At 72.5% G+C, this 16,509-nt stretch carries 14 protein-coding genes; 3 read left to right on the top strand and 11 right to left on the bottom strand.

Annotated features, from left to right (window positions below; all coding sequences use genetic code 11):
• Positions 1-30 precede the first annotated feature (30 nt).
• The 4 genes from ACGFIB_RS01585 to mraZ form a co-directional block, all read right to left on the bottom strand.
• Entirely contained in the window at positions 31-1,761 is a 1,731-nt protein-coding gene (locus ACGFIB_RS01585; RefSeq protein WP_229689642.1) for a peptidoglycan D,D-transpeptidase FtsI family protein, read from the bottom strand.
• Between the two features lie 1,046 nt (positions 1,762-2,807).
• On the bottom strand, positions 2,808-3,602 hold the full coding sequence (locus ACGFIB_RS01590; RefSeq protein ID WP_393367782.1) for a hypothetical protein: 795 nt from the start codon (positions 3,600-3,602) through the stop codon (positions 2,808-2,810).
• On the bottom strand, positions 3,599-4,591 hold the full coding sequence (gene rsmH, locus ACGFIB_RS01595) for a 16S rRNA (cytosine(1402)-N(4))-methyltransferase RsmH (RefSeq protein ID WP_191050562.1): 993 nt from the start codon (positions 4,589-4,591) through the stop codon (positions 3,599-3,601). The genes ACGFIB_RS01590 and rsmH overlap by 4 nt, the downstream gene beginning before the upstream one ends.
• A gap of 212 nt (positions 4,592-4,803) precedes the next feature.
• On the bottom strand, positions 4,804-5,235 hold the full coding sequence (gene mraZ, locus ACGFIB_RS01600) for a division/cell wall cluster transcriptional repressor MraZ (RefSeq protein WP_393367784.1): 432 nt from the start codon (positions 5,233-5,235) through the stop codon (positions 4,804-4,806).
• 489 nt (positions 5,236-5,724) lie between these two features.
• On the opposite strand from mraZ, the gene ACGFIB_RS01605 reads away from it, so the two are divergent.
• From ACGFIB_RS01605 to ACGFIB_RS01615, 3 genes are all read left to right on the top strand, one after another.
• On the top strand, positions 5,725-6,705 hold the full coding sequence (locus ACGFIB_RS01605; protein ID WP_393367786.1) for an AAA family ATPase: 981 nt from the start codon (positions 5,725-5,727) through the stop codon (positions 6,703-6,705).
• 63 nt (positions 6,706-6,768) lie between these two features.
• Positions 6,769-8,055 carry a DUF58 domain-containing protein gene (locus tag ACGFIB_RS01610; RefSeq protein WP_393367788.1) on the top strand — a complete coding sequence of 429 codons (1,287 nt, stop codon included), beginning with the start codon at positions 6,769-6,771 and terminating at the stop codon, positions 8,053-8,055.
• Positions 8,056-8,088: 33 nt separating this feature from the next.
• Entirely contained in the window at positions 8,089-10,524 is a 2,436-nt protein-coding gene (locus ACGFIB_RS01615) for a DUF3488 and DUF4129 domain-containing transglutaminase family protein (RefSeq protein WP_393367790.1), read from the top strand.
• A gap of 91 nt (positions 10,525-10,615) precedes the next feature.
• On the opposite strand, the gene ACGFIB_RS01620 is transcribed toward ACGFIB_RS01615, so the two are convergent.
• The 7 genes from ACGFIB_RS01620 to ACGFIB_RS01650 form a co-directional block, all read right to left on the bottom strand.
• A complete protein-coding gene (locus ACGFIB_RS01620; protein ID WP_142568593.1) occupies positions 10,616-10,993 on the bottom strand; it encodes a DUF3040 domain-containing protein in 378 nt (125 codons plus the stop codon).
• A gap of 147 nt (positions 10,994-11,140) precedes the next feature.
• On the bottom strand, positions 11,141-12,385 hold the full coding sequence (locus ACGFIB_RS01625) for a DNA polymerase IV (RefSeq protein ID WP_142568591.1): 1,245 nt from the start codon (positions 12,383-12,385) through the stop codon (positions 11,141-11,143).
• A 42-nt stretch (positions 12,386-12,427) separates the two neighbouring features.
• Entirely contained in the window at positions 12,428-13,150 is a 723-nt protein-coding gene (locus tag ACGFIB_RS01630) for a methyltransferase domain-containing protein (RefSeq protein ID WP_142568589.1), read from the bottom strand.
• A gap of 103 nt (positions 13,151-13,253) precedes the next feature.
• Positions 13,254-13,664, bottom strand: a complete 411-nt coding sequence (gene nusB / locus ACGFIB_RS01635) for a transcription antitermination factor NusB (RefSeq protein ID WP_142568587.1) — start codon at positions 13,662-13,664, stop codon at positions 13,254-13,256.
• Between the two features lies 1 nt (position 13,665).
• Positions 13,666-14,226, bottom strand: coding sequence for an elongation factor P (gene efp, locus ACGFIB_RS01640; protein ID WP_142568585.1), 561 nt, complete (start codon positions 14,224-14,226; stop codon positions 13,666-13,668).
• 25 nt (positions 14,227-14,251) lie between these two features.
• Positions 14,252-15,313 carry an aminopeptidase P family protein gene (locus ACGFIB_RS01645; RefSeq protein ID WP_393367793.1) on the bottom strand — a complete coding sequence of 354 codons (1,062 nt, stop codon included), beginning with the start codon at positions 15,311-15,313 and terminating at the stop codon, positions 14,252-14,254.
• A gap of 60 nt (positions 15,314-15,373) precedes the next feature.
• Positions 15,374-16,408 carry an LLM class F420-dependent oxidoreductase gene (locus tag ACGFIB_RS01650; protein ID WP_393367795.1) on the bottom strand — a complete coding sequence of 345 codons (1,035 nt, stop codon included), beginning with the start codon at positions 16,406-16,408 and terminating at the stop codon, positions 15,374-15,376.
• Between the last annotated feature and the right edge of the window lie 101 nt (positions 16,409-16,509).

Below are 16,509 nucleotides of genomic sequence, written 5' to 3' on the forward strand. Positions count from 1 at the left end.
CCGGCCACTCCTGCTCCGGTCACTCCGCCGTCACTCCGAGGGGCGAAGGACCATCGCGGGCGCCTTCGTGCCGGTCGGCGGGATCTTCCTGCTCTTCAACGCGAAAGTCATGACGTCCTTGAACACCGGGGCGGCGACGGAGCCGCCGTAGTGGTCCTTCTTCGGGTCCTGTATCACTGCCAGGGCCATCAACCGGGGCTGGTCCGCGGGGGTGAAGCCGACGAACGTGGCGGTGTACCCGCAGTATCCCGCGCACTTCTCGTCGTACCGCATGGCGGTGCCGGTCTTGCCCGCGACGCGGTAGCCCTCGATCGAGGCCTCCTCTCCCGTGCCCTCGTGGCCCACCACGGCCTCCAGCATCAGCGCGATCTTGTCGGCGGTGGTCTGGCTGATCACCCTCGTGGCCTTGGCCGCGGGGCTGGGGACGAACGCGCCGTGCTCGTCGGTGGTGCCCGCCACGATCGAGGGGGTCATCCGCACTCCGCCGTTGGCGATCGTCTGGTAGACGCTGGCCATCTGCAGCGCGGTGACCGAGATGCCCTGGCCGTAGGCGATCGTACAGCGCTGGCTGCCCGACCATGTCTGCCATTGCGGCAGCAGGCCCGCCTGCTCGCCGGGGATCCCCGACCCGATGCGCGCGCCGAATCCGAAGGACCGGAACATGTCGTAAAGCTGCTGACTGGAGATCTTGTCGGATACCATGATCGTGCCGACGTTGCTCGACTCGGCGAGGATCCCGGTGAACGTCAGCGGCTCGGGCTTGTGCGGGTGGGCGTCCTTGAGTTGCTGGTCGGCGCACTGGATGTGGTCGGGCACGCGGAGCACGGTGTCGGGGGTGACGACGCCCGCCTCCATCGCCGCCGCGGCCGTGATCACCTTGTTGGTGCTGCCCGGCTCGAACACCTCGGACGCCGCGCGGTTGGCGCGGTCGTCGGCCGGGGCCGACTGCCAGTCGTTGAGGTTGGCCTGGGGCGCGTTCGCCATGGCGTAGATCTGCCCGGTCCGCACGTCCATGACGATCACGCTGCCGCTGCGCGCTCCCGTCGCCCGGACCTGCCGGTCCAGCGCCTGCTCCGCGGCCCACTGGATGTCCCTGTCGAGGGTGAGGCGCACATTCCGCCCGGGCACCGGCGCCTCGCGCTGGCTGCGCGTCATCGGGATGCGCTGCCGGTTCGCGCCGAGCTCCACGCTCTGCTTGCCGTCCTTGCCCGCCAGGATGTCGTCGTAGGCGCTCTCCAGGCCCTCCAGGCCCCTGCCGTCGACGCCGACGAAGCCGAGCAGGCCGCCCGCGAGCGAACCCCCGGGATAGAGGCGGCGGTAGGTCTCCTTCATTCCCACACCCTTGAGCTCGAAGCCCATGATCCGCTTGGCCCGCGGCGGCTCGATGTCGCGGGCCAGCGGGATGTACCGCTGGGTGGTCTTGGCCAGCGCGGCGGCGATCTCCTCCTTGGGCTTGTTCAGCTCACGCGCCAGCGTGGTGGCGACCAGGTCGCGCTTGTCCGGATCGACGTCCTTGGGGTCGACGTATATCTCCCTGGCCTCGACCGTCACCGCGAGGTCGTGTCCCCCGGCGTCGGTGATCGAGCCGCGCCGCGCCGGCAGCGTCTCGGGCCGCACGCGCTGCTCGGCGGCCCTCGCCTGGAGGACCTTGGAGTCGAAGCCCTGGAGCTGGACCAGCCGGCCGGCGAACAGCGACAGCACGATCGCCATCACCACCAGCGCCGCCCTCAGCCGCCGGGCGGGGTTGCCCAGCCGGAGCACGGCGGGCGGGCGCGGCGGACCCGGAGGACGTGGCGGCGCCGCAGAACGCTGGGGTCCCTGCGGGCGCTGGGGTCCCTGCGGACGCTGGGGGCGCGGCGGGGCGCCACCGGGGCGGGGACGGCCCGCTCCGGCCCCGCCTGTCCCGCCGGGCGCTCCCGGCGCGGACGGCCGCGGAGCGCCGGTCCTGCCCGGGGCCCCCGCCTTCGCCGAAGCGCCGTCTCCGGACATCCCCGACGTTCCCGTGACACCGGGTCTGCCGGGAGCGCCGGACTTCCCTGGGGTGCCGGGCTTTCCGGGGGCACCGGACTTTCCAGGAGCACCGGGCTTCCCGGAGGCACTCGACTTCCCGGAGGTGCCGGGCTTTCCGGGAGCACCGGATTTCCCGGAGGCACCGGGCTTCCCCGAAGCGCCGGGACGCGGATCGCCGGCGGCCGCGGCGCGTGGGCGGCCGGGAGCACCGGACGCGGCTCCCCGAGCGCCGTGACCCGGCGCGCCGCCACGCGGACGGCCGGAGCTCTCCGGCGCACCCGCCCGCGGCTGCCCGGGTCCCGCGCCACGCGGACGCCCCTCACCCGGGGCCGGATGCTGCGCGCCGGCGCGGCGCGGGCCGCCGCCGGGCACGCCGGACTCGCCACTTCGCGGCGCGCGAGAGGGCGGGACGGATCCGCCTGGCGCGGCCCGGCGCCTCCCGGACGACTCGCCGGTGCGGCCGTTGCGGGAGTCGTCGCGCTCGCCCGCGGCGTCGCGCGCACCGTCCGCCCGGCCGCCGCCCTGCTTGCCTCCGCCTTCCGGGGATCCGCCTTCCGGGGATCCACCGGTCCTGCCCCGCCGTGCCGTGCCGCCTGTCATGCCGCCGGTCGGCCCGCCCGTCGCGTCGTCGCGTCCGGGGTCGGCAGGCCGGCCGGGACGGCCCGGCCTCGACGGCCCGTCCTGACGGGACGGCCGCCCCGGGGAGCCGGGGCTCCTCCTGTCACCGCCCGGGCCCTGGCCACCGCCTCGCCCGCTGGGACCCCCGCGGCCGGGACCCGGGTTCCGGCCGCTGTCTCTCACCGGTCCGTGCCCTCCTTCTGGGCCTGCTCCTGCGCCGCCTCACCGCCGCCGGCGTCGATGAACTGCGGCGCGGACTTGTCGCGCTCGAGGCCCTGCGCCGCGGCCTGATCGCCCAGCGGGCCCGGCTGCGTCCACTGGCGGAGCTGGTTCTCCTGCTCCGCGGCCTGCTCGTGCAGCTCGTCGATGCTCGACTGCAGGTCGCTCAGCCTGAACGAATCCTGAGAGAGGACCACGTTCAGCAGCAGGAGGGTCACCAGGCCACCGCACATGAGGCCCACGACGAGCAGCACGAAGGGCGCACGTGGCGGCCGCCGGAACGCCCGCCGCGCCATTGTGGCACGTGGGGTCGCCGCCGGCCGGGTTTCCGGGGCGCCGTGTCCGGCGCGCCGCGAAGGAGCGGGCGCGACCTCGGTGAGGCCCCTGGCCTCACGGGACGGCGCGGGACGGGCGACCGTGCGAGATCCGGCCGTGCGAGATCCGGCCGCGCGGGATCCGGCCGTGCCGGAAGTGGTCGTGCCGGAAGTCGCGGGGGCGGCCTCACGGCGGAGCCGGCCGTCCACGCCACCGGGCCGGGAAGCCTGGGCCGCCTCGCGGCGACGGCCCTCCGCGCCGCGGGGAGCCGGGACGGCCTCGCGCGTGCGGGCGTCGGCTGCCGTGGGCGCGCCGGGGCGGACGCGGCGCTTGTCCGGAGCGGCGACGGCCTCGCCCGCCGGCGCGGCGGTCCGGTCCGGCGTGCGGGGCGGCGCGGCCGTGCGCCCGGCCGCCCTCCTGCTCTCCTGCTCTGTCCTCATCCCTCGCGGATCCTCTCTGCCGCCCGCAAGCGGGCCGAGGCCGCCCGCGGGTTGCGGGCCACCTCTTCGTCGTCCGGGAGCTCCGCTCCCCTCGTCAGAAGGCGGAACCGGGGCTGGTGAGCCTCCAGGGGGATCGGCAGCCCGGGAGGGCCGGTGTCCCTGGTTCGCGCCACGAGGACCTGCTTGGTGAGCCGGTCCTCCAGGGAGTGGTAGGCGAGCACGACCACGCGCCCGCCCAGCGCCAGCGCGTCGAGCGCGGCGGGGAGCGCGAGCTCGAGCGCCGACAGCTCTCCGTTCACCTCGATGCGCAGCGCCTGGAACGTTCTCTTCGCCGGGTTGCCCCCGGTCCGCCTCGTGGCGGCGGGTATCGCCGCGCGTACCAGGTCGGCAAGCCGTTTCGTGCTGGTGATGGGGTCCTTGGCGCGCTCCTTGACGATGAGGTTCGCGACGCGCGACGCGAAGCGCTCCTCGCCGTAGACGCGCAGGATGCGGATGAGGTCCGCGGCCGAGTAGGTGTTCACCACACGCTCGGCGGTCAGCTCCTGCTCGCGGTCCATCCGCATGTCGAGGGGGGCGTCGTAGGAATAGGCGAAGCCGCGCTCGGCCTCGTCGAGCTGAGGGGAGGACACGCCGAGGTCGAACAGTGCGGCGTCCACGCGGGGCCGTCCGGCGTCACGGAGCACGTCGGCCAGTTCGTCGGAGACCGCGCGCACCAGGGTGATCCGGTCCGCGTACGGCGCGAGCCGGGCGGTGGAACGCTCGATGGCGGTGGGGTCGCGGTCAATGCCGATGAGATGGAGAGAGGGGTGGGCCGCCAGAAGCGCCTCGGCGTGCCCGCCGAGACCGAGGTTGGCGTCCACGGCCACCGGCTCCGGTCCGGACAACGCCGGAGCGAGCAACTCCAGCACGCGATCGAGCATGACCGGAACGTGACCACCCGGCTGACCGGGCTCGTACGACAACGCTTCCAACCCCCATTTACGCCGCATTACTCGCGGATTCGCGGCTGTGCCGCCGGTGACTACCCAACGGACCCCCACCCATGCCGGTTCCCGGGGAACCGACCCGTCCGGCCAGGTCCCCATCCGCGTCACCGGCCGTGGCGTCTGACACCGGGGAAGGTGCATCAGCTGTCACACGGGAGCGGGTGGAGACCTCGCCGAACGTCACCGACGGGTCAATTGATCAGAAAAGGACCGTTCTACAGAATCCCGGGCAGCACCTCCTCCGACAGATCGGAGAATGCCTGCTCCTGGGCCTCCAGGTAGGTGTCCCATGCCTGGGCGTCCCAGATCTCCAGCCGCATGTTGGCGCCGATCACGACGCAGTCACGTTCCAGCCCGGCGTACCGCCGCAGCGTCTGGGGAATCGTGATGCGCCCCTGCTTGTCCGGCACCTCGTCGGACGCGCTGGCGAAGAAGACACGGCTGTAGTCGCGGACCGCCTTCGCCGTCACGGGAGCGGTACGCAGGGCCTCGGTGATGCGCTGGAACTCCTCTACGGGGAAGACGTAGAGGCAGCGCTCCTGGCCTTTGGTGATCACCAGACCCTCCGCCAGCTCCTCGCGATACTTCGCCGGCAGGAACAGCCGTCCTTTGTCGTCGAGGCGCGGGTGGTGGGTGCCGAGGAACACCGGACCCACCTCCTGTGCCTTGCGGAGCGCTCAGCGCTATAGCCCCTGCCCTCCACTGCGCACCACCATACTCCACTTCTCCCCACCGTCAACTGATTCTGAGGGTGTCCGCATTCAAAATCGGCGGCGTTTTCGCAGGTGAAATGGGGTGGGTCGGAGTGGGGCGCCACGGGCCCCCCGGCCCGCGCACGGGCGTGTCGGCTCGCCGGAAACCCCGGCGCGTACGGCGTTCCCGGCGGCGGGCGGAGCCCGGTGGAGGAAAGCGGTGGGGGGAAGTGGAGTGCGCCGGGGGCGCCGCGGCTTCATGTGTCACGGGATTCGGACGAACGCGGCACGCGACCGTGAAGAGACACCACAACACTGTGGGCAGTTCACCCGGATTTCCGGACAAAGTCGCCCTAGAACCAGAGGGGACATAAGGTCAGTACGCAGAATGGAAAAGGAACGTTTAGCACCCCATTCTCGGGGACGCACCCTCATGGAGGCCTGGTGGCAGTAACTCCCGACGTCACCGATGCTTCAGCCCGGCTCGAGGATCTGATCGACACCGCCCACCGGATCCGCAACTCGATCGAATCAGTGATCGAGGGCAAGAGCGACGTCGTCCGCCTTACTCTCACCGTGCTCCTGGCGGAGGGCCACCTGCTGATCGAGGACGTGCCCGGCGTGGGCAAGACGATGCTCGCCAAGGCCCTGGCGCGCTCGCTCGACTGCCCGGTCAAGCGCGTCCAGTTCACCCCCGACCTGCTACCGAGCGACATCACCGGAGTCAGCGCGTACAACCAGCAGACGCGGGAGTTCGAGTTCAAGCCCGGACCGGTCTTCGCCAACATCGTCGTCGGAGACGAGATCAACCGCGCCTCCCCCAAGACGCAGTCCGCCCTCCTGGAGTGCATGGAGGAGCACCAGGTCACGGTCGACGGCGTGACCTACGTCCTGGAGTCGCCGTTCATGGTCATCGCGACGCAGAACCCGATCGAGATGGAGGGCACCTACCCCCTCCCCGAGGCGCAGCGCGACCGCTTCACCGCCAAGATCGCGATGGGGTATCCGGAGCCGGCCGCCGAGCTGGAGATGCTCGACGTGCACGGCGCCTCCCAGCCGCTGGACAAGATGGAGCCGGTCGCGACCACGGCCGAGGTGGCCGCGCTGATCCAGGCCGTCCGCGCCGTCTACGTCTCCCAGCCGGTCAAGCGCTACGCCGTCGACATGGTGGCCGCCACCCGGCACTCCCCCGATTTGCGGCTCGGCGCCTCCCCGCGGGCCACCCTTCATCTGGTGCGAGCCGCGCGGGCGCACGCCGCGCTGTCCGGCCGCGACTACGTGATCCCGGACGACCTGCAGGAACTGGCCGTCCCCGTGCTGGCGCACCGCCTGCTGCCGAGCCTGGAGGCGCAGGGTCAGCGCCGCCACCCGGAAGAGCTCGTCGGCGAGCTGGTGCGGCGCGTCCCCGTCCCCGACGCCAGTTAGCGGACGCGAGTGGATCCGGGCGCACGCCCGGCGATGTGACAGTGAGCAAGTGACGGAGGGCCCATGACCGGGCTGAAGGCTCTGACCCCGCGAGGACGCTCGTTCCTCGCTTCCGGCGTGGCGGCCCTGCTGTGCGCCCTCGTCCTCGGGGAGCACGACCTGCTGCGCGTGGCCGTGCTGATCATCGCGATGCCGTTGATCGCGTCGATGGTCGTGACGCGCACGCGATACCGTCTGGCCTCCACCCGGCGGCTCGGCCCGGCCCGGGTGCAGGCCGGCGAGGAGAGCACGGTCACCCTGCGGCTGGAGAACGTCACCCGGCTGCCCACCGGGCTGCTGCTGGTGGAGGACACCCTGCAGTACGCGCTGGGCACGCGGCCGAGGTTCGTCCTCGACCGGATGGAGTCGCGCGGCGTCCGGGAGATCGACTACAAGGTGAGCTCGGACCTGCGGGGACGCTTCCCGGTCGGGCCGCTCTCGGTGCGGATCGCCGACCCGTTCGGGCTGGTCGAGCTCACCCGCTCGTTCACCGTCACCGACACTCTGGTGGTCACCCCCGAGGTGGTGCCGCTGCCGCCGGTGCGCCTGTCGGGCGAGCACAGCGGCGGCGGCGACAGTCGTACGCGGTCGGTCGCGGCGGCGGGCGACGACGACGTGGCGCCCCGCGAGTATCGCCAGGGCGACGACCTGCGCCGGGTCCACTGGCGCTCGACCGCGCGGCGCGGCGAGCTGATGGTGCGGCGCGAGGAACAGGAGTTGCAGAGCCGGGGCGCGCTGCTGCTCGACACCCGCAGGCACGCCCACCGGGGTGAGGGGCCGCGCTCGTCGTTCGAGGTCGCGGTCTCGGCCGCCGCGTCCATCGGCGTGCACCTGTCCGCGGAGGGGCTCGCCCTGCGCCTGGTCACCGACCAGGGCGCGCGGCACGTGGTGGACAGCGGTCAGTCGTGGTCGCTGCTCGACACGCTCGCCGTCATCCGGCAGAGCACGGCGCGCTCGCTGGAGCACGGCGTCGCCGCGCTGCGCCAGGGCGGCGGGGACGGGCTGATCATCGCGGTCCTCGGGGCGCTCGACCTCGAGGAGGCCCAGGCGCTCGCCCAGCTCAGGCGTCCGGGCGTGACCGCGGTCGCGGTCCTGCTCGACCTCGCGTCCTGGGACCGGGCTTCCGGGGACCGCGCTTCCGGGGACCGCGCTTCCGGGAACGGGGCCTCCTGGGACGCCGTCGCGGACGACGGCGCGCGGGCCGCGCGCTCGGTCCTGACCGGCGCCGGGTGGCGGGTGCTCGGCCTGCCCGCCGGCGCCTCGCTCGCCGGCGTGTGGCCGGAGGCCGGAAACAAGAGGAGCGCGGCCTGAGCCGGCCGCTCCGGCGTGACGGAGGATGAAGCAATGAAACTGCCGGTTGCGGCGGGGCTGGCCACGGCGGCCGTCACGGTCACGCTCTACCCCCTCTTCGAGGGCGGCACCTGGTTCTGGTCCTGCTTGGGGGCGATCCTCGTCACCACCGCGGCCGGGGCGCTCGCCTCCCACCTGGGCGCCCGTCCGTGGGTGGCGCCCACCGTGACGCCGGTCGCGGTCCTGCTCTACCTGACGCTCGTCTTCACTCCCGACGAGGCGTGGCTGCGGATCGTCCCCACCAAGGACTCCCTCGCCCTGCTGGCCGAGCTGATCGGCTCCGGGTTCGACGACATCCAGCGCTATGCCGCCCCCGTGCCGGACGATCCCGGCATCACGCTGCTCACCACGGCGGGCGTGGCGCTGATCGCCCTGTTCGTGGACGTCTTCGCGGTGCGGCTGCGCCGGGCGGCGCTGGCCGGGCTGCCGCTGCTCGCCCTGTTCACCGTGCCCGCGGCGGTGCTCACGGAGCCGATCGGGTGGATCGCGTTCGTCGTCGCGGCCTTCGGCTACATCGGCCTGCTCGTGACCGACGGGCGGGAGCGCCTGAGCGGCTGGGGCCGAGCCGTCGTGGTGCGCCGTTCCTCCGGCTCCGCGCGCGGCGCCGCTCCCGACACCGAGCGGCTCGCCCTGTCCGGCAAGCGCATCGGCGTGACGGCGATCGCCCTGGCGGTCCTGGTGCCTGCGGTGCTGCCGGCGCTCTCCCCCGATCCGCTGTTCGGCTTCGGCGTCGGCAACGGCCTCGGAGGAGGCGGCGGCAACATCGGCATCCCCGACGCCATCGCCAAGCTCGGCGGCCAGCTCAGGCAGCAGCGCAACGCGACCGTGCTCACCTACACCAGCAGCGACGACGTGCCGCGCTATCTGCGGATCTACTCTCTCGACATCTTCGACGGGGCGAAGTGGACGCTGTCCCCGCTGCGGGGGCTCTCGGAGGACCGCGTGTCGGAGGGGCCGCTGCCGCCCGTCCCCGGGCTTCGTCCCGGGATAACGGTGAAGCGCGCCGAGATGCGGGTCACGATGAGCGACGACCTCGACAAGCTCAACTTCCTGCCGCTGCCGTACCCGGCCCGGCAGGTCGAGGCGGACGGCGACTGGCGCGCGGACCGGTCCTCGCTCATGGTCTTCTCCACCGAGGACGAGGCGTCCGGGCTGGATTATCGGGTGGTGACCGAAGAGCCCGAGCCCACCATGACCGAGTTGCGCACGGCGGTGACCCTCCCGGAAAGCGACCGCTATCTGCAGCTGCCCGACGGGCTCGACCCCCGGGTGGCCGACCTCGCGCGCCGGGTCACCGCCGACGCCGCCACGCCGTACGAGGCCGCGGTCGAGCTGCAGGAGTGGTTCACCCGGGGCGACCGGTTCACCTACGACGTGCGCGCGTCCGGATCGGGCGCGCAGGCGCTGTCCCGCTTCCTGCTGCGCGACCGCACCGGCTACTGCGAGCAGTTCGCCGGGGCGATGGCCGTGATGGCGCGTCTGCTCAACATCCCGGCGCGGGTGTCGATCGGTTACACGGGCGGCACCAAGATCGACAACGTGTGGACGGTGCGCACCCACGACGCCCACGCGTGGCCGGAGCTGTTCTTCGACGGGATCGGCTGGCTGCGGTTCGAGCCCACCCCCGCCGGGGCCGGCGGGCAGGGCACGGCCCGGGTGCCGCTGTACTCGCTGCCGGTCACGCCGACCGACGGTCCCACGACGGGCCCGTCCGACGGGCCGTCGGCGGACGAGAAGGACGACAGCGGCCAGAGCGCCGGGCCGGCCCGGCCGAACCCGCGCCAGCTCGACCGCGACCTCGACGGCACGGCCATCGCGGCCGACTCCGGCACGCCCACGGCCGTCAAGATCGGTATCGGCGTCGCCGCCGCGCTCGCGCTGCTGTTGCTGCCGGCCGCCGCGCGGCTCGTGGTGCGCCGCCGGCGCCTTCGCCGGATGACGCGGACGGCGGCCGGAGGTCACGCGGCCTGGGCCGAACTGCGTGACATGCTCACGGACCTGGGAATGGCCGGGGAGCCGAGCGAGACGCCGCGCGCGCTCGGCCGCCGGATCGGCGAGCGCTACACGCTCGGACCACAGGCCGCCGAGTCGCTCACCCGCGTCGTCACGTCCGAGGAGCGGCTCAGGTACGCTCCCACGCCTTCGGCGTCGGGGCCCGTCGCCGCGGACCTGAGCCGGATCAGGCGCGATCTGGCGTCGCGGGCCTCACGGTGGCGGCGCCTGGGGGCCGTGCTCGCCCCGATGTCCGTCCTGCTGCGGGTGCGGGCGGCCGGCGAGGGCGCTCTCGACGTGTTCGACCGGCTGGAGGGACTGCGCCTGCGGCGGCCGGGCGCGACGCGGGCGGCCGCCATGCCGGGACGCCCCGGCGGCGCGCGGGCCGGGGCCGGGGAGTCCGCGAGGGAGCGGACCCTCACCGGCTCCCGCCGCTGATCGGCCGGCTCCCGCCGCAGACGAATCGGTGGGCCCGCGACATGGGCCCACCGGCGTTGCCTCGGATGGGGGGCGGTGATTCAGATGGGGATCAGTGCTCGTCGTGGCGGCGGCGCCAGCGCTCTTCCATTCGCTCCATGAAGCTCTGACGCTGGGGGCGGCGGCCGCGCTCACGGGACGGCGGGGAGTCACCGAACCCGTTCATGCGCTTCCAGCTCGACAGGCCCCACAGGCAGGTGGCCAGCATGACCACGAAGCCGGCGGCACCGAGCCAGATCTGGGCCGCGACGACGCCGACCATCAGCAGGACCACGCCGAGTGCGAAGCCTATGGAGGCCTTCACCAGGCGGCGCTTGTAGTGGCTGCGCGGATCGCTGATCCGTACGGTGTTCGCCCACTTCGGGTCCTCGGCATAGAGGGCCTGCTCGATCTGGTCGAGCAAGCGCTGCTCGTGCTCAGATAGCGGCACGGCGCCTCCCAAGGACGGCCCCATTCAGGGGAAGACGGCAACGGACGACACGGGGTGTCCGAACCTCGCGGTCGGTTATCCCCAGAATACGAGGCCTCAGACGTAGGCGAAAGAAAACGTCCAACGCGGTCCAAACCGGAGGTGACGTCATGGACCTATTGGACCAAACGGACGACGAACAAGCGATGCCGGCTTCACCGCGTCCGGACCGAAGCGGCGGGCCGCCCGGTCCATGGCCTGTTCGGCCTCCCGCCAGCCGGTCTCCCGCTCCCCCAGCCCCAGCTGACGCGTCGCGGCGGCGGCCGGGATCAGGTTTTCCATGCGCACGCCGACCAGCCGCAACCGCACCCGCTCCAGCCCGGCGGCCTCGTAGAGCTCGCATGATGTGTCGAAAATCTCCTTCGCGACGTCGGTCGCCTCGCGCAGCGTACGCGACCGGGTGATGGTCGTGAAGTCGGATCGGCGGAGTTTGACGCTGACCGTGCGGCCGACGTGCCCGCCGGCCCGCAGGCGCGCGGCGACGCGCTCCGACAGCCGCAGCAGTTCACGTCTGATCGTTGCGGGGTCGTCGACGTCGTGCGGGAACGTCTCCTCGTTGCCGATGCTCTTGTCGGGCGCGTGCGGCACCACCCGGCGCTCGTCGCGCCCCCAGGCCAGGGCCGCCAGGTGCGCGCCGACGGCGCCGAACTCGCGCTGGAGGGTCGCCGCCGGCACCTGGGCCAGGTCACCCACGGTGCGGATGCCGAGCCGTACGAGGGCCTGCTCGGTGCGCTCTCCCACCCCCCACAGGGCGGCGACGGGCAGCGGGTGCAGGAACTCCACCACCCGGTCGGCCGGGACCACGAGCAGGCCGTCGGGCTTGCACTGGCGCGAGGCGAGCTTGGCCACGAACTTCGTGCTCGCCACCCCCACCGAGCAGGTGATGCCGTGCCGCTCGGCGACCTGGGCGCGGATCATCCGGGCGATGGCCGCCGGGCTGCCGAGCCTGCGGCGGGCCCCGCCGACGTCGAGGAACGCCTCGTCGGAGGCGATCGGCTCCACTTCGGGGGTGACCGCCTTGAAGATCTCCATGACGCCGCGGGACACCTCGGCGTACATGGCGTGGCGGGGCGGGATGACCGTGGCCTGCGGGCAGATGCGCCGGGCTCGGGTCATCGGCATCGCCGAATGGACCCCGAACCTGCGGGCCTCGTAGGTGGCGCTCAGCACGACCCCGCGCACGCCGGTGGCGCCGACGATGACCGGGGTGCCCCGCAGCTCCGGGCGGTCGAGCAGCTCGACGCTGGCGTAGAAGGCGTCCATGTCCACATGCAGGATGGGGCAGCCGCTGTCGTCGACCGGACCGTCCGGCGGTGGCGACGGATCCCGAGGCAGCAGCTGGTTCCGGGACATGAGGTCACCCTACCCGACCACCGTGCTACCCGAACGTTTTTTCTACTGGCGGTAGGCGATGACGTGGATCTGGGTGGCGACGTCGCGGAGCACGGGATGGGTCGCCGCCGCCCGCTCCAGCGCGACGAGGCCCTCGGGGTCGCTGTCGGCCAGCATGCCCGGGACGAGGTCGGCGAAGATCCGCACGCCGTGCACCTCGCCGACGGTGAACCCGGCGCCGGCCAGCAGCGCGCCCAGCGTCTCCCGGGAGAAGCGGCGCGGCGTGGGGTCGCGGTCGCCCCAGCGGCCCGCCGGGTCCGACAGCACCCGGCGCGCCTCGTCGAAGTTGCCGGCCAGCGAGCGGTGGACGGCCGCGGCGACCGAGTTGGCGGCCAGCACGCTCACCACGCCACCCTGCCGCAGGATGCCGCCGACCGCGCCGAGCGCGCCCGCCGGGTCCTCGACGTACTCCAGCACGCTGTGGCACAGCACCAGGTCGGCGCTGCCGGGATCCAGCAGGTCGCCGAGGTCGGCGGCGTCGCCCTGCAGGCCCTTCACGCCGACGCCCGTCTCGGCGGCGCGGCGCTCCAGCGCGGCCAGCGAATCAGGGGTCGGGTCGACCACGGTCACGGCGTGTCCGAGGGTGGCCAGCGGCACGGCGAAGCCGCCCGTGCCGCCGCCCGCGTCCACGATGTCGAGCGTGTCGCGCCCGGTGGCGGCCGTCCGCTCGGCCAGGAGCGCGCGCAGCGCCTCCCAGACGACGGCGCGGCGTGTGGCGTCACGCACTTGCGGCCTCCCTGTCGGCCTCTCGAACGAACTGTCGACCTCTCGGAACCGCCGGCCTCTCGGCACTGGCAAGGGCCGGCGTCGAGGACCGAGGGCCCTGGGGTCAGAGCGAAAGCGAGGGCTTGAGCTGCTTGAAGCGAGCCAGCAGCCCGTTGACGAACTGCGGCGACTCGTCGGTCGACAGCTCCGCCACCAGGTGCACCCACTCGCTGATGACCACGCCCTCCGGGACCTCCTCCGACCACAGCATCTCGTAGGTGCCGCCGCGCAGGGCGTTGCGGTCCACGGCAGGCATGCGCTCCAGAGTCCAGCCCTCGGCGTACGTCGAGATCAGCTCGTCGATGCGGTCCAGGTGCCGGACCACGCCCTCGATGAGGAAGGAGGTGTACTCGTTGACCGGCGGGTCCGCCCGCTCCACCCGCTCGGCGAGCACGTTGAGCGGGCTCAACTGCCGGGCCTCGGCCTCGAAGAGGACGTCCAGCGCGCGGCGGCGGGCCTTCCCCCGGGCCGACACGTCAGGCCCGACCGAGGTACTCGCCGGTGCGAGTGTCGACCTTGACCTTCTCACCGGTCGTGATGAAGAGCGGAACCTTGATCTCGGCGCCGGTCTCCAGGGTGGCGGGCTTGGTGCCGCCGGTGGAGCGGTCGCCCTGCAGGCCCGGGTCGGTGTGCGAGATCGTCAGCTCGGCGGCCGCCGGGAGGTCGACGTACAGCGGGTTGCCCTCGTTGAAGGCGATGGTCGCGGTCGTGTTCTCCAGCATGTAGTTGGCGGCGGTGCCCACCACCTCGCGCGGGATGTTGACCATGTCGTAGGTCTCGGTGTCCATGAAGACGAAGTCGTCGCCGTCGAGGTAGGAGTACTGCATGTCCCGCTTGTCGACGTTCGCCACTTCGACCTTCACGCCGGCGTTGAAGGTCTTGTCGACGACCTTGCCGGACATGATGTTCTTGAGCTTGGTGCGGACGAACGCACCGCCCTTACCCGGCTTGACGTGCTGGAACTCGACAACGGTCCACAGCTCCCCGCCGTCGAGCTTGAGCACGAGTCCGTTCTTCAGGTCGTTCGTCGTCGCCACGTAGAGTCTCCCGCGTGCGGCTGCCCTACAGGACGAGCAGCTCCTTGGTCGTCAGTGTGAGAAGCTCCGGCCCGTCACCACGCGTCACCAGCGTGTCCTCGATGCGCACACCGCCCCTGCCCGGAAGATAAACCCCCGGCTCGACGGTGATCGGAACTCGATCCTCTAGTCTACCGGTCTTGCCAGGGCCCAGGAACGGCAGCTCGTGGATCTCCAGGCCGACTCCATGGCCCAGCCCGTGGCCGAACCGCTCGGCGTGACCCGCCTCCGCGATCACGTCGCGCGCCGCGGCGTCCACCTCGTGCGCCGTCGCCCCCGCCCGTACGGCGTGGCGGCCGGCCCGCTGGGCCTGCCGTACGAGGTCGTAGAGGTCGCGCTGCCACGTCGCGGGCGGGCCCACCGCGACCGTGCGGGTCATGTCGGCGTGGTAGCCGTCGTAGCGGGCGCCGAAGTCCATGGTCACCAGGTCGCCCCGCTCGACCGGCCGGTCCGAGGGCGAGTGGTGCGGGATCGAGCCGTTGGGGCCGCTCGCCACGATGGAGTCGAAGGCCGGCTTGTCGGCACCGAGCTCGACCATGGCGGCCTCCAGCCACCGGGCGATCTCCCGCTCGGTGACGCCGGGGGCGACGCGCTCCACGACCAGGGAGAACGCCTTGTCGGTGATCGCGCAGGCGCGCCGCAGCGCCGCGATCTCCCCCTCGTCCTTCACGGCCCTGACGGCCTCCACGAGACCGCCGACGGGCACGAGGCCCGCATGCTCGGCGGCCAGCCGCTGGAACAGCCCCACCGGCATGTGGTCGGCCTCCACCGCGACCCGCGCCGCGCCCTGCCCCCGCTTGAGCAGGGCTCCCGCCACGTCGCGGTCCTCGATCACCTCGACGCCCGAGCACACCGCCCGAGCCGTCTCCAGGTAGCGCGAGTCGGTGGCGAGCGCGGCCTCGCCCGTCGCGGTGACGAGCACGGCGGCGTTGGAGCTCGCCAGGCCGGTCAGGTAGCGGACGTTGACCGGCCAGGTCACGAGGACGGCCGCCGCCTCGTGTTCGCGCAGCGCCTCGGCCAGCCGCGCGCGGCGGGATGTGTGCGTCACGCCCGGGACTCTACGCCCACGCGGCGCGGGGCCGGACGGTCCCCCGCGCCGCCGGACGGCTCAGGAGGCCAGGTCGCGGATCTTCTCGATGAGCTTGACGCGCTCCTCGTGGGTGCGGCCCATGGGGACGACGTTGAGCGTGGTGACGCCGGCCTCGCGCAGCGCGGCGAGCCGCTCCCTGACGTGCCCCTCCGAACCGACCAGGGACATGCGCTCCAGCAGCTCCATCGGCACCAGCGCCTCGGCCTCCTTCTTCCTGCCCTCCAGGTAGAGGTCCTGGATCCGCTCGGCCTCCTTCTCGTAGCCGTAGCGGCGGGCCAGGTCGTTGTAGAAGTTCTTCCCCTTGGCGCCCATGCCGCCGATGTAGAGGGCGGCCATGGAACGGCCCAGCTCCAGCATGTCGCCGGTGTCGTCGCCGATCGCCAGCATGGCCTGGGCGATCACGTCCAGCTCGCCGAGCGCGGGGTCGCGGCGCTCCCGCCCGGCGGCGAGCGAGGCGCCCCACACGTCGCCGGCCTTCTCGGGCACGAAGAAGATGGGCTCCCAGCCCTCGGCCAGCTCGGCGGCCAGCTGCACGTTCTTGGGCCCGATGGCCGCGATCACGATCGGGACGCGTTCGCGCACCGGGTGGTTGATCAGCTTGAGCGGCTTGCCGAGGCCGGTGCCGCCCTCCAGGGGCAGCGTGTAGTGCCTGCCCGCGTACTGCAGCCGCTCGCGCCGCCATACCTTGCGGCAGATCTCGATGACCTCGCGGGTGCGGCCGAGCGGCGCGGTGTACGGCACGCCGTGGAAGCCCTCGATGACCTGCGGGCCCGAGGAGCCGATGCCGAGCGTGAACCGCCCGTCGGAGACGTAGTCGAGGCCGGCGGCCGTCATGGCCAGCAGAGCCGGTGTGCGCGAGTAGATCGGCAGGATGCCCGAGGCGATCTGCAGCCGCTCGGTCCTCGCCGCGATGTATCCGAGCTGGCTGACGGCGTCGAAGCTGTACGCCTCGGCCACGAACACGATGTCGAGCCCGGCCTTCTCGTAGTCGGCCAGCTCGGCGACGGTCTCTTTGAAGCCCCCCGAGTAGTTGAGGGCCATCCCGATCCGCATCCGCTTCGTCCTTCCACGCGTGAACCCGCCAGTAACCGAATGATGTTCCGTATTCGGGTCCCAAGGCTAGTGCCGTGACCGACAAGATGTGCTCGGACGGA

Source organism: Microbispora bryophytorum (assembly GCF_043197435.1).
Lineage (GTDB): Bacteria > Actinomycetota > Actinomycetes > Streptosporangiales > Streptosporangiaceae > Microbispora > Microbispora bryophytorum.

Bases quoted from the DNA above. Each gene is read 5' to 3' on its own strand.
- ACGFIB_RS01590 (WP_393367782.1), bottom strand. From the start codon at position 3,602: ATGAGGACAGAGCAGGAGAGCAGGAGGGCGGCCGGGCGCACGGCCGCG.
- rsmH (WP_191050562.1), bottom strand. From the start codon at position 4,591: ATGCGGCGTAAATGGGGGTTGGAAGCGTTGTCGTACGAGCCCGGTCAG.
- ACGFIB_RS01610 (WP_393367788.1), top strand. From the start codon at position 6,769: ATGACCGGGCTGAAGGCTCTGACCCCGCGAGGACGCTCGTTCCTCGCT.
- ACGFIB_RS01615 (WP_393367790.1), top strand. From the start codon at position 8,089: ATGAAACTGCCGGTTGCGGCGGGGCTGGCCACGGCGGCCGTCACGGTC.
- ACGFIB_RS01625 (WP_142568591.1), bottom strand. From the start codon at position 12,385: ATGTCCCGGAACCAGCTGCTGCCTCGGGATCCGTCGCCACCGCCGGAC.
- ACGFIB_RS01650 (WP_393367795.1), bottom strand. From the start codon at position 16,408: ATGCGGATCGGGATGGCCCTCAACTACTCGGGGGGCTTCAAAGAGACC.